The sequence below is a fragment of the Acinetobacter nematophilus genome, assembly GCF_026344175.1.
Taxonomy (GTDB): domain Bacteria; phylum Pseudomonadota; class Gammaproteobacteria; order Pseudomonadales; family Moraxellaceae; genus Acinetobacter; species Acinetobacter nematophilus.
Genome location: NZ_JAPKMY010000015.1, coordinates 14,989 through 28,156 on the forward strand (window position 1 = coordinate 14,989; position 13,168 = coordinate 28,156).

At 39.3% G+C, this 13,168-nt stretch carries 12 protein-coding genes; 7 read left to right on the forward strand and 5 right to left on the reverse strand.

All coding sequences use genetic code 11. The features are described from left to right. Positions 1-14: 14 nt before the first annotated feature. The 3 genes from OSH00_RS19045 to OSH00_RS19055 form a co-directional block, all read right to left on the reverse strand. Positions 15-1,226, reverse strand: coding sequence for an MFS transporter (locus tag OSH00_RS19045; protein ID WP_266131724.1), 1,212 nt, complete (start codon positions 1,224-1,226; stop codon positions 15-17). A gap of 256 nt (positions 1,227-1,482) precedes the next feature. After that, positions 1,483-2,064 (reverse strand): TetR/AcrR family transcriptional regulator, encoded by a 582-nt coding sequence (locus OSH00_RS19050; protein WP_266131725.1) that lies wholly within the window; start codon positions 2,062-2,064, stop codon positions 1,483-1,485. A gap of 91 nt (positions 2,065-2,155) precedes the next feature. Then, positions 2,156-2,800, reverse strand: a complete 645-nt coding sequence (locus OSH00_RS19055) for a TetR family transcriptional regulator (RefSeq protein ID WP_266131726.1) — start codon at positions 2,798-2,800, stop codon at positions 2,156-2,158. 174 nt (positions 2,801-2,974) lie between these two features. Between OSH00_RS19055 and OSH00_RS19060 the strand changes: the two genes are divergently transcribed. Together OSH00_RS19060 and OSH00_RS19065 are read left to right on the forward strand one after the other, a co-directional pair. Beyond that, entirely contained in the window at positions 2,975-4,000 is a 1,026-nt protein-coding gene (locus tag OSH00_RS19060; protein WP_266131727.1) for a ferredoxin reductase, read from the forward strand. Positions 4,001-4,119: 119 nt separating this feature from the next. Next, positions 4,120-5,259, forward strand: coding sequence for a fatty acid desaturase family protein (locus OSH00_RS19065; RefSeq protein ID WP_420909555.1), 1,140 nt, complete (start codon positions 4,120-4,122; stop codon positions 5,257-5,259). A gap of 118 nt (positions 5,260-5,377) precedes the next feature. On the opposite strand, the gene OSH00_RS19070 is transcribed toward OSH00_RS19065, so the two are convergent. Continuing rightward, entirely contained in the window at positions 5,378-6,148 is a 771-nt protein-coding gene (locus tag OSH00_RS19070; RefSeq protein ID WP_266131728.1) for an AraC family transcriptional regulator, read from the reverse strand. A 103-nt stretch (positions 6,149-6,251) separates the two neighbouring features. Here OSH00_RS19070 and OSH00_RS19075 point away from each other — a divergent pair, with 103 nt between their 5' ends. From OSH00_RS19075 to OSH00_RS19095, 5 genes are all read left to right on the forward strand, one after another. After that, on the forward strand, positions 6,252-7,388 hold the full coding sequence (locus tag OSH00_RS19075; RefSeq protein ID WP_266131729.1) for a Bcr/CflA family efflux MFS transporter: 1,137 nt from the start codon (positions 6,252-6,254) through the stop codon (positions 7,386-7,388). A gap of 190 nt (positions 7,389-7,578) precedes the next feature. Continuing rightward, the gene (gene rph, locus OSH00_RS19080) at positions 7,579-8,295 is read left to right on the forward strand and encodes a ribonuclease PH (RefSeq protein ID WP_196076741.1); all 717 of its coding nucleotides are present in this window, start codon (positions 7,579-7,581) and stop codon (positions 8,293-8,295) included. A 58-nt stretch (positions 8,296-8,353) separates the two neighbouring features. Continuing rightward, a complete protein-coding gene (locus OSH00_RS19085; RefSeq protein ID WP_266131730.1) occupies positions 8,354-8,593 on the forward strand; it encodes a hypothetical protein in 240 nt (79 codons plus the stop codon). Positions 8,594-8,614: 21 nt separating this feature from the next. Further along, positions 8,615-10,795, forward strand: coding sequence for a phosphocholine-specific phospholipase C (locus OSH00_RS19090; protein ID WP_266131731.1), 2,181 nt, complete (start codon positions 8,615-8,617; stop codon positions 10,793-10,795). A 239-nt stretch (positions 10,796-11,034) separates the two neighbouring features. Then, complete coding sequence (locus OSH00_RS19095; protein WP_005034741.1) at positions 11,035-11,199, forward strand: ABZJ_00068 family colistin stress protein; 165 nt, start codon at positions 11,035-11,037, stop codon at positions 11,197-11,199. An 8-nt stretch (positions 11,200-11,207) separates the two neighbouring features. On the opposite strand, the gene OSH00_RS19100 is transcribed toward OSH00_RS19095, so the two are convergent. Next, positions 11,208-13,082 carry an LTA synthase family protein gene (locus OSH00_RS19100; RefSeq protein ID WP_266131732.1) on the reverse strand — a complete coding sequence of 625 codons (1,875 nt, stop codon included), beginning with the start codon at positions 13,080-13,082 and terminating at the stop codon, positions 11,208-11,210. Positions 13,083-13,168: the final 86 nt, after the last annotated feature.

Genomic DNA, 13,168 nt, shown 5'->3' on the forward strand with positions numbered 1-13,168 from the left:
AGGGTACAGGATATTTAAGTCAGCTTTCGTTGACCGCTTTTGAAAGCATGTTGATGACTCAAGCCCACGATCAGCAGCGCGACAATAATCATAGCCAGCATGTAATGTGGAAACGTGGATGCTCCTGAGTGATTCAGGATCATTCCACCCATCCATCCACCGGCTGCAACTGCTAAATTAAAAACAGTGACCAACATGGATTGTGCAACATCTGCATCTTCCCGGGCTGCATCGGCAAGTGCTGTCTGTAAGAGGGTAGGTGCTCCACCAAAAGTCACTCCCCAAATTGCGATACAGGCCAGAATGATCAGATCGTTATGGATAACAGTGAGTAAGATGCAACTCAAAGCAAAAAAAATCAGACTGATTAGGGTGAGTATTCTTAAATGGCGATCTACCCACAAACCCACCAACCAAATACCAAGAATGGATGACAGACCAAACAACATCAGCACAAGATCAAGAGGTTGGTTTAATTCCGCCTGAGTTAAATAAGGTGCAATATAGGTATAGAGAATATTATGGGACAAGATCCAAAACAGTAAGACAGTCAGGATAGGTAAAATCCCTGCGCTCGAAACGACCTGCATAATAGACTTGCTGTATTGTTGAGGCTGACTTTGAAAGTCTGGAATCATGACGCGTACCCAGATGATGAGGACCAGTGCGAGTACAGACATCGCCCAAAAGATTTGATTCCAGCCAAACAAATGACCAAACCATGTGGCTAAGGGCACACCCAGAGAAAGTGCTAAAGGTTGACCGACACTGGCTATCGCCAAAGCTTTGCCTTGTAAATGAAAAGGAACCAAACGCCGTGCATAACCCGCCAATAGTCCCCAAATGACGCCTGCTGACATACCTGCAAAAAAGCGTGCCATCAAGATAAAATAATAATGTGTTGAAATTGCAGTGAGACTGTTGAAGATCAGTAAGCCGATAATTGCATATAAAAATAAAGGGCGCCTGTTCCAGTCACGTGTCATGGTGATGATGGGGATTGCTGCCATAACAGAACCTAAGGCATAAAGTGTAATGAATTGACCGGCTTGAGCTTCTGTAATATTTAGCCCTTGGCTGATTTGAGGAAGTAATCCTGCGGGTAGGGTCTCCGTCATGATGGCAAGAAAGCCTGCCAGTGTAAAAGCAAGTATTTGAAATACAGGTAATTTTTCAACAGTATTGTGGGGTGTTGATTGCTTTTGATATTTTTGATGATCAGACATGCAGGATTTCCTGAGCTGTAAAAAGGGGGGAGATCTGTCCACACAATTGAGCTTCCAATGGACTTGCTGTGACTGGTCCCGCATGACCGGTTGAAGTCAATAAATTTAATCTATTCATATATTTGGATATAAATATTTTCATCATATTCAATTCTCGCTGCTTCAAGATAAGCATGTTGTCGTGTATTTTGGAATGATTGTTCCAAAATAAACAAAATAAAAAGCCAAAACCTTGAAAGCATTTTGACCTTTAAAATTAGAGAGACAGCATTGTTATATCAATGACATACTGTAAAATTTTTTGCCTTTCAGCTAAATCACTGCCTTTACCCAGTATTCTCATTCCTTGAATAGTGTTGACCAAAAAATAAGCCAAGGCTTCAGGATTTCTATCAGATGAAATTTCACCGCTAAGTTGTCCATAAACAATTAACTGCATTAAAGCTTGCTGTAGACGTTGAAAATTATGTCTTACATGCTGAGCAACATTTTGGTCATGTGCCGCAAGTTCCAAGGCAGCATTGGCAACCATACAGCCTTTCTGCTGTGGATCTTTTAATTCATCATCAAGAATTGAAAGCAATAATTGACGTATGCGTTCTTGAACAGAAGCATCACCAGTCAATCTTTGAATGTTTGCAGTCGTGATGGCCTGATAGCGTTTTAGCGCTTCCTGATAGAGTGTGTGTTTATTTTCAAAGGTATTATACAAGCTGCTACGTGACAGCCCAGTACCATCTACCAGATCTTGTACAGAAGTTGCGGCGTATCCTTTTTGCCAAAAGACCTGCATGGCTGCATCTGCAATTTCATCAGGTTCAAATTCTTTGTTACGCATAGATTGTTTGTATTGGAATGAGTGTTCCAGTAAATTTTACATTAACTTGAATCACTGTCAACAATCCTTTAGAAATTTAAGTAGGGGAGGTTTAAGATGCTTTGACTTCCCAATTTTCAATCCCTTTGAAAATGAGATGAATTTGAGTCACAGCTTGCTTTTTTAAGACCATTTTCTGTAATTCAAGTTCGATACCTGAATATTGACGGGAGAGGTTAATCCAAGACATTGCCCAAGTAAAAGATAGATTAATCAGAATATTGGTGATCACTTTTAAGTCACTCTCATCTCGAAAATTCTCAATGACTTCAAATTTTTTTAAATCACTGGCGAGATCATCATTTAAAAAGTCGATTTCTCTTGAAATGGCGCGACGAACAATTTCTGAACCGCCCCAACGTTCTGCAATCATAAAAATCCACTGTTGAGGGCTACTGTCTACAGCTTCAAAGAATAATTCCATACTGGTTTTGGTCTTGGCTTCAGGATGAGCGAGACCTTTGCCCAATTGATGTAACACATTTTTGAGATATAGCGACACTTGATCGACCAGCTCTTTACCCAACTCATCCATATCTTGAAAATGGCGATAAAACGCAGTGGGCACTAAACCAACCTCACGTGCAACTTCTCTTAAGCTGATACTCGAAAATGAACGACCTGATGTGCTTAAGGTTAAAGCAGCATCAAGTAAAGCCTGACGGCTTTGTTGTTTACGTTCATCGCGTATCGACATTTGGACATCCATAGTTTTTGGTTGTGATGAGTCTATCAAAAAAAATAATAAATTAAACGACGAATGTCAGTGTACAGGTGTTGACTGAATTAAAAAAATGATTATAGTGTACATATGTTCACTAAAAGAACGTTTGTTCACTCAATAAATAGCAAGCACAAAGAGGAACGTCACATGAGTAGCTATATGCAGTATCAGCCAGAATGGGTTCGTGAGGATTTTGTCGATTTTATCGCAGAAAAAATCAATCCTGTTTGGGCTTGGAAAAAGGTCAAAGCCACTGTTGTTAAAACACGTGCATTGAGCGCTGACTTCTACCAAATTCAATTAAGACCAAATCGTAATTTTAAACATCAGCAATTTAAAGCAGGGCAAAGTATTCTGGTTACCGTTGAAATTGCAGGTGTACGTCAACAACGCAGTTATTCTGTAGTGAAATTTTTGAATAATGGCGACATTATTATTGCTGTTAAACAACAAGGTAAAGTTTCCACTGTATTAAGTCAGTTGGCTTTTGGAAGTGTGGTTGAACTTTCTCAAACTCAAGGTGATTTTGTTTTAGACCAAGATCATACCCCATTGCTATTGATTGCTTCTGGCAGTGGAATCACCGCAATTTACTCGCTGTTGCTTGCGGCATTGACGATGGATGCAAACCGTCGTGTAGATTTGATTTATTTTAGCCGTGATGAAGCCTTTCATGCAGATTTGGAACAACTTTTTCAGCAATATCCAAAGTTTAACTATCATTACATCAACACCGTTCAGCAGAAACAGCATTTAACAACTGTTTTACTGGAAAGTTTAGTTCCGGATTTTCAACAACGACAAACTTATGCCTGCGGTGCGAATGCCATGATGCAAAGCATCAATCAAATTTATCAGGATTTGAATATTACAGCGCGCTTAAAACAGGAATATTTCCAGATTGCAGTAGACGAAAGCCTAGAAGCACAACCAATCGTTTTTTTACGCTCACAACAAGAGTTTGAAGCGCGTTCTAACCTTCTTGAGAGTGCTGAACATGCCGGATTGAAACCAACACATGGTTGCCGTATGGGGATTTGCAATACCTGTACGTGTACTAAAGTGAGTGGTTCAACCAAGAATATACTCACGGGTGAAATTGACCACGATAGCAATACTCAAATTAAATTGTGTATCAGCCAGGCAATCAGTCCTGTGGTGATTAACCTGTAAATTAAAGTAATCATTTCAATAAATTTAAGCAACTTCTTGCTCTGTTGAAGCTAGACGTAGGAAGTTGTACCCAAAATTCAGCGAAAGCTTCTAAAAATGAAGCGCTGAGGAGTAAAACAATGAATATGTCAGTCAATTTTCCAAACAGTAAATCGAAACATTTAAACCCTGAACAAACAGCAGAGTTTGGTCGTCGGGTGGATGAAATCCGCCGTGAAGTGATGGACAGCCTGGGTGAACAAGATGCCAAGTACATTTATAAAATCCGAAATTTTGTGCGTTATAGTGAAATTGCATCCCGTGGAATGTTGATGTTTGGCGGTTGGATACCACCAGTTTGGGTCATTGGCACTGGCTTGTTGGGTATTTCCAAAATTGTTGAGAATATGGAGCTTGGACATAATGTCATGCACGGACAATTCGACTGGTTAAATGATCCAAGTTTGAATGGAGCAAACTATGACTGGGATACCATGGCAACAGGGGATGATTGGAAATATACCCATAATTATGTGCATCATACCTATACCAATATTGTCGGGAAAGACCATGATGTTGGCTACGGATTGCTTCGAGTCAGTGAGTCACAAAAGTGGGAACCGCGCTTTTTATTCAATATCCCATTGGCGATTCAATTGATGGTGTTTTTTGAATGGTATGTCGGTGTTCAGAATCTGCATTTAGAAGATGCTTTGGTCTACAAAACCAAAACTTGGAAACAAGTTTGGGCTGATGCTACAAAATTTCGTAAGAAAGCGCGCCGTCAGATTTTAAAGGATTATGTATTTTTTCCATTGATCGCAGGACCAAATGCACTGCCAGTTTTGGCAGGGAATGCAATAGCCAATGTGATTCGTAGTCTATGGTCTTCAGCCGTGATTTTTAATGGTCATTTCACTGAGGATGCTGAAACTTTTGAAGCAGATAATGTTGAAAATGAAACACGGGCGGAATGGTACTTGCGCCAAATTCGTGGTTCGAGCAATTTTACCGGAACGGATTGGTTGCATATTTTAAGTGGTAATCTAAGTCATCAGATTGAACATCACTTATTTCCAGATATGCCTGCCAACCGTTATGCAGAAGTTGCACCTAAGATCAAAGCCTTATGTGAAGAATATGGCATCAATTATAATGAAGCCAATTTCTTTAAGCAGTTTGGTAGTGTGTGGATGCGTCTAGCCAAGTGCTCTTTACCCAATAATTGGACGACAGCGATTACACAGTCCGTGCAAAGAGTAAAAGGTATTTTTGCTTAAATGATATTTTACAGGTAGTTTTATTTAAAAAGTTATAAGCTCGAAAGAACCTTGTTGAGATCAATGGGGTTCTTTCTCTAGATATAAAAAATTTTTATAAATCCAGTTGGGTATTCAATCATAGCTGATTTTTTTTAATCAACATTCTCGGTGATTGCCCAGATATTCTTTTAAAAAAGGAAATAAAGGCACTCTCACAGGAAAAACCCAGGTGATGGCTGATCACGGCTATTTTTTCATTTTTAGATAATAAATCTATCGCTTTCAGAAAACGCCATTGTTGCCGCCATTGCTGATAATTCAACCCCGTTTCTCTTAAAAAAATTCTGCCAATGGTCTTTTCACTGAGTCCAACCAAATCGGCGAATATGTTTAAATTGGGAAGCAATTCAGTACCTAAAAATTTTCTTAATCGATGATCTGTGGGGAACTGTAAAATGACCGATACCGATGCTGCAGCTTCAATTTCATTCAGTCCTACATTGAATAAATCTAAATAAGGTCGCTTGGACCAATCTGAAGCAAAATCAGCAAAAGCAATTCTTTCCAAAACTTCTTTTAATAAGCAACTGACTTGCAATACTTTGACTTCTTTAGGAAGCGCTGTGTATTGATCGGTATTGATATATACCGAGCGATAGCCAGTCACTTGACTCATTTCAGCGCGATGCACGGTATCCGGCGGAATCCAGGCGATATGTGCTGGAGGCAGGATGCATAACCGACCAGACAAAGTAATTCTTATACTGCCACTGTTGGTAAAGAGCAGTTGTCCCATTTTGTGGGAATGTTCTCCTGAATCATGTCGAGCAATTTCAGAAGCAATACCAATAACATTTAATCCGAGTTGATCGGGATTAAAATCAGCATCTGCCGCTAACCATGCCATTGTTTGTCCGATTTTATAAATAATATGTCTTTTATGATTATATCTCTCAAAATTTGATTTTGTTATTTTTCTTGATGGTTTAATTAAGCGCATTGAAAAGAAAATGTTAAAGAAATCTATATTTTGTCTACTGGCTGTTTTGATGATGTTTCCTCAAGTCGTTGAAACGATTTACAGCCCCGCATTGCCTCATATTGCATATGGATTTCATATAAGTGCTGAAAAGGCGAGTCAAACGATCTCTTTATATTTTATTGCTTTTGCTTTGGGCATCGTTTTTTGGGGACAGATGTGTGACATTCTAGGAAGACGAAATTCGATACTGGGAGGATTGTTGATTTATGCAATAGGCTCAATCGCTGCAATTTTCTGTAGCACTTTTGATGATTTAATCATCGCCAGAATTCTTTCTGCATTTGGTGCTGCTGTGGGTTCAATCGGAACACAAACCATGATCCGAGATATTTTCAAAGCTAAAGAACTGGTCAAGATTTTTTCTGTCATTGGCATCTTGCTTGCGCTCAGTCCAGTGCTGGGTATGGTGCTAGGGGCATTCATAACAACAGGGTGGGGATATCAAGGTGTATTTCTGGGTTTAGCACTATTTTCGATCATACTGATGTGTTGGTGTGTAGTTGATTTGCCTGAAACCCTTATTAAAAAGAGCAAAAAAGTTCCTATTTGTCATACTTTTATCATCCTGCTGAAAGATGGTGATATTTGGAAAACCGCATTTTTGGTCGCACTCTTTAATATGAATCTTTTTGCTTACTACCAACTCTCTCCTTTCTATTTTCAAAGATTAGAAGCCTCATTATGGTTGTTTGGGTTAAGTGGTCTTTGTCTAACATTTGGCTCAGTTTTAGGTGCATTGCTGAATAAATCTCTGCTGAATAAAGATATAAACCCGCATATTTTGGTTTCAATTGCTGCGTTGATTGCAATTTTGGGAAGTGTTTTGATTTGCATTTCTTTAGCCATAAAGAGTTGGTTATTTATTTTTCCAGCACTGTTGATCATGGTTGCATATGGACTTGCTATTCCCAATCTTCTCGCAACTGCACTTAAACACTATCCGGAATGTTTAGGGACAGCAGGCGCACTACTGGGCTTGATGTATTATTTATTATTGGGTGGAGGATTAATTTTGGCTGGTTGGGTGCAAAATTTGTCAGCAGTATTGTTAATTTGCAGTGTGGCTGCTTTATGTATTAATTTATTTCGGCATCGTGAAGTATGAAAACTTTCACGTTCATCACATTATTTTTTTAAGATGATACCCTGAGTATGGTATCCAACAGGCTTGGATCAATCAGTCAATAAGCGGCATATATTCAGCAATTCCAAAAACCACCATCTTGTAACAAAACCAACACTAGAGTATCTGTTATACTTAGCCGCAATATTTTTGAATCCAATAAGGACACACTATGCGTATCGACCAACGTGCATTAGATCAATTACGTGAAGTTAAAATTACTCGTAACTACACACGTTATGCGGAAGGTTCTGTATTGGTTGAATTTGGTCATACAAAAGTGCTGTGTACTGCAAGTATTGACAATTCAGTACCTCGTTTCTTAAAAGGACAAGGACAAGGTTGGGTCACTGCGGAGTACGGCATGTTGCCACGTTCTACCCATACCCGCAGTGACCGTGAAGCTGCTCGTGGCAAGCAATCAGGGCGTACTCAAGAAATTCAACGTTTGATTGGTCGTAGCTTACGTGCAATGGTTGACTTGAAAAAGTTGGGTGAGAATACGATTACGATCGACTGTGATGTGATTCAAGCGGATGGTGGGACACGTACTGCTTCAATTACTGGTGCTGCAGTTGCACTGATTGATGCCATGAATGTGTTGTTAGAGAAGAAAAAAATCAAACAAGATCCCTTAAAAGGTCTGGTTGCAGCAATTTCAGTCGGAATCTACCAAGATGAAGTACTGCTTGATCTTTGCTATGAAGAAGATTCGAACTGCCAAACTGACTTGAATGTGGTGATGACACAGGCGGGTGAATTTATCGAAATTCAAGGTACAGCAGAAGACAAGCCTTTTACCCGCGCTCAATCCAATGCAATGTTAGAAATGGCTGAAAAGGGGATTCAAGCGTTGGTTAAAAAACAGCAAGAAGCCTTGGGTTGGTAATTGCACCATCATCCAAAATTACTATAAATCTAACGCATCTTCGGATGCGTTTTTTTATATGAAAAATTTTGTTGTGTATTCTGATCGTCATGAAATTGCCATTAAAGCTTCACCCTATTGTCATTGGGATCGTATTGACTATGGCTACCTTTATTTCATGGACAGGACAATGCGAAATTTCCTCTTGATTGCAATTATGAGTCTGAGTGTAGTGCTCAGTGCTTGTAATGATGATAACAACCAAACATCAACGACGAATCCGCCAGCACCCACCTGTAAAGTACATTGCGCACCATAATAAAAATATAAGGATACTCACATGAAACGTCGCGATTTTTTAATCAATTCAACAAAAACAATATTTGGTACAGCTGCATTAGCCAGCTTTCCAGCCAGCATTCAAAAAGCCTTAGCGATTGATGCCAAAGTTGAAACAGGCACAATTAAAGATGTAAAGCATGTGATTATTTTGACCCAAGAAAATCGTTCATTTGATAATTATTTTGGAACATTCAAAGGTGTTCGAGGCTTTGGCGATCGTTTTACGATTCCACTATCAGACAACCGCAAAGTGTGGGAACAATATGACAAAGATAAAAATAAAATTTTCCCTTACCATTTAGACAGTACTCGTGGCAATGCGCAACGTGTCAGTGGTACACCCCACTCATGGACCGATGGTCAGTTTGCTTGGAACCACGGAAGAATGGGGAATTGGGTACAATATAAACAACCTCAGTCGATGGGATATTACAAACAGAAAGAAGTCGAGTTTCAGTTTGCACTTGCCAATGCCTTTACCTTATGTGATGCATATCATTGTGCCATGCATACAGGTACGAACTCTAACCGAATGTTCTTGTGGACTGGTTCGAATGGTCCTAAAGCTGCAGGTGTGGCAAGTGTGGTGAATGATTTGGACAGTATCGGTCCATCAACCACGGGCTATGATTGGACGACATATCCTGAGCGTTTGCAACAAGCAGGTATAACCTGGAAAGTTTATCAAAATATGCCTGATAACTTTACCGATAATCCATTGGCAGGATTTAAGCAATATCGTCGTGCCAATGAGTTGTCGGGTAAACCTGTCAATAATGATACTGTATGCCCGGCTTACGATCCTGCAATTGATGCAACACAGCCTTTGTATAAAGGGATTGCCAACACCATGCCTGATGGAGGATTTCTGGGTTCCTTTAAAGAAGATATTGCCAAAGGCCAATTGCCACAAGTGAGTTGGATGGTCGCTCCTGCAACCTACAGCGAACATCCCGGACCATCAAGCCCTGTCCAAGGTGCTTGGTATATTCAAGAAGTCCTGAATGCTTTGACAGAAAATCCTGCAATTTGGAGCCAAACCGTTTTATTGGTGAATTTTGATGAAAATGATGGTTTCTTTGACCATGTACCTTCACCAAGTGCGCCATCTAAAGACAGTTCTGGTCAAATGCAAGGTAAAACCACATTAACCGATGAACAAATTTCTTATGAATATGCAACGCATCCTAAAGCCTCCACAGGGCAACCGAACTTTACTGACCCCAAAGTCAGTAATGGTGTGGGAGTATATGGTCCAGGGATTCGCGTGCCGATGTATGTGATATCGCCTTGGAGTCGTGGAGGCTGGGTAAATTCACAGGTCTTTGATCATTCTTCAGTGATTCGCTTCTTGGAACAACGTTTTGGAGTACAGGAACCGAATATTAGTCCATATCGACGAGCAGTGTGCGGCGATTTGCTGACAGCATTTGACTTTAAAAATCCGAATACACTTGCGATGGAAGAATTGATGGGTAAGAAAAGCAAAAGTGAGGCGGATGCGATTCGTAATGCACAAGCCTTATTGCCACAGGTTTCCCGTCCATTGAGTCAGGTTTATCCGATTCAAGAGCTAGGAACACGTTTCTCACGTGCCTTGCCTTATATTTTACATAGCAGTGCTAAAGTCGATTTGGCTGCAAAAACCGTCAAACTGATGTTCTCCAATACAGGCACACATGCAGCAGTATTCCACGTTTACGACAAGTTGAATCTTGAAGCGATCCCTCGTCGTTATATGGTCGAAGCAGGAAAGCAGTTGGATGACCTGTGGAACACCAGTCATGGAAAATATGATTTATGGGTATTGGGACCCAACGGTTTCCATCGTGGTTTTGCTGGAGATCTGACTAAATCTGTACAGGCAGAGTCGTTGGCAGAAGTACGGGTGTGTGTTGAAGAGTGTGATCCAAAGATCTATTTAAAAGTTCGTCATGATGCAAGCAAATCTGCAAAACTGATGGTAAAAGCCAATGCCTATCTGCCAAATAAAACATGGAATATTGAAACAGCATCTACGGAGAAAGAATTGAACTGGAACATGTCTGATTTTGGAGGTTGGTATGATTTTACCGTCATGATCGAAGGCGACAGTTCCTTTAAACGCCGTTTTGCTGGACGTATTGAAACGGGTAAAGACTCTTTCTCTGATCCATATATGGGATTTATTGAGTCTTAATCTTTCAGTATTTGCCTGTTCAGCTTGGAAATAAGGTGCGCTTTGCACCTTATTTTTTGAGTTGATCAAAGACCACATCATTTGCGTAAAATTACATGTTTAAGCTTCCAATCATCTATTTACGTCAATAGATACATAAATCAGCACAATGTCCTGTGTTTTATCTACAGAGTGTTCAAGGATTTTGAAACAAGTCTTTTTAGAATGGTCGAAATTTTATCGAGTTGTCGGGGCATTTTATGAAAATTCTGATTTTTCTATTTGCAGTGATTACATTTATGCTGATGGCTGGAGATCCTCGCCGTGAGGATTTTGAAAGCAAAGAGTTTGAAGTCAAAAACAATGATCAACAACAGCAGATTGAACAAAAAGTTGATCAGAAAGATTCAGCAGAATCTTCCTGAACCGACCATCAGCTTTCAGCTTTCGATTTTAAAATCTGGTAAGTAAAGTTCTTGCCATTCAAGACATCCATATTCATGTCTTTGTACTGCTGTAAAATCTCAGCCTGATTAAATTCACAAGATTTTTGTGTCTGTATTCCAGTTTGATGAACAGTACGATAACAAGAACTGACATTGTTCACAAAGCGATAATAGGGTGAAAGAGGAACATGGGCTGCTTTAAGTACTTTAGGTGCAAGGAAGTGTGCAGCAACAAAAGGTCCTTTAAATTGCTTTCGGTCAATTGGAAAGTTCGCCCATACAGCAAGTGGGGTTTCAAAGAAACGCACATCTTTCTTTTCAGCTTTTTCTTGCTCGGATTTGAAAAAGCCATATTCATCATACACTTTCTGTAAGTTGGGTAAGTGATCACCAAAGAATACAACAATCGTAGGACGCTCAAGTTGTTGGACATTTTCAATCAGCATTTTCAATTTATCGTCAGCACGCTGCATCCCTGTTAAATAGGTATTCAGTGCACGTTTACTGTTATCGCTGATGCCATCTTTGGTGATTTTAAAATGGTCTTTGCCAAAACGATCATCACTATACATCGGATGGTTTTCAACACTGATGGCATAGATAAATTGTGGCTTATCGGTATTCTTCAGTTGATTTTCGATGCTGTTATAAATCAAATCATCTGTTGCCCAACCTGCAGCATTGATGTATTTGGCACGATCAGCCATGTTGATCATATTTTCAATCGAGGTAAAACGGTTGAAACCTAGATTTTGATAAACAGCGCTACGGTTATAAAAATATTTACCATTGTTATGCATAGCTGTTGTTTCATAACCCAAGCTATTTAAATACATCGGCAACGAGTAGGTCGGTCGTTTGAGTTTCGATACATAAGCCAATTCATTGTGGTTCAAATAGGTATTTAAACTGGTCAATACTTCAAATTCAACATTGGCAGTACCGCCCCCAAAGCTAGGGGAAAGTACAGTAGAGACCTGATTTTTATTGATTGTTGGGGTGATATTCCGAGGAATGCTCTTGTCTAATTTTGTGGCATCCCAATGCGACTCACTCATGACAAAAATAATATTGGGCAGTTGTTGCTGTGGCTGATCCTCGGATTCTAGATTTGATGTTGTCTTTTGTTGATTTTCATCCATCATCGGTTGATAAAGCGTCGCCACTTTTTCTTCAGGAATCACTTCAGTCTGGAAGATTTTATTGTTTAAGCCATCCACAGACTTAGAAAAAAAGAATGTTGGAAATCCCAAATATCGAATAGTTAAGTGATCACCAATCCAATCACCACGTGTGTTGGGTAAGTATTGTGCATACTGACAAAGCGAATTTTTTGCAGCATTGGCGCAGGATTCACTAAAATTATTTTTAAAATTCGCAGTAATAAAAAATCCAAGAATCGCAAAAGATAGAATGCTATTGGTCAAGAGTAAGGGTTTTGTGCCTAACTTTTCTTTTCGATATAAAAATACAAACAATGCAATAAACACCGCAATCGCAGCAAAAACAGCAATTTTTAATAAGATGGGTGAAGCAATAAAGGTTTCTTTAAATAATAAAAAATCACTAGGGACTAAGCTGGCTGAAAGATACTGCTCTTTTTTAATATTGATAAAACTGAGTAAAAAAATAATAAACTGGCTCAGTAAAATCGTTGCAAAGGTTTTTCTTAACACCAAATAGAACAGGCTGATAAAAGCATAATTCAATAGGATAGAAAAAGCATATTTATACAGACGTGACTTAAGATAGATGTCACCTAATTGAAAGAAACGCGTGATATCTTCCTGGTACAAGAAAAAAGCAAATACTGATAAAAAAGCGACAAGCAAAAACAAAACTTGTTGTTTCAATGTCTTCATCGGCCTAATTTTAGCGAAGTTTGGAGAGCCAAAAATTATAGGCTGATTCAGGCAATTATTCTATGTAAAAACCGTCTATTTTGTAA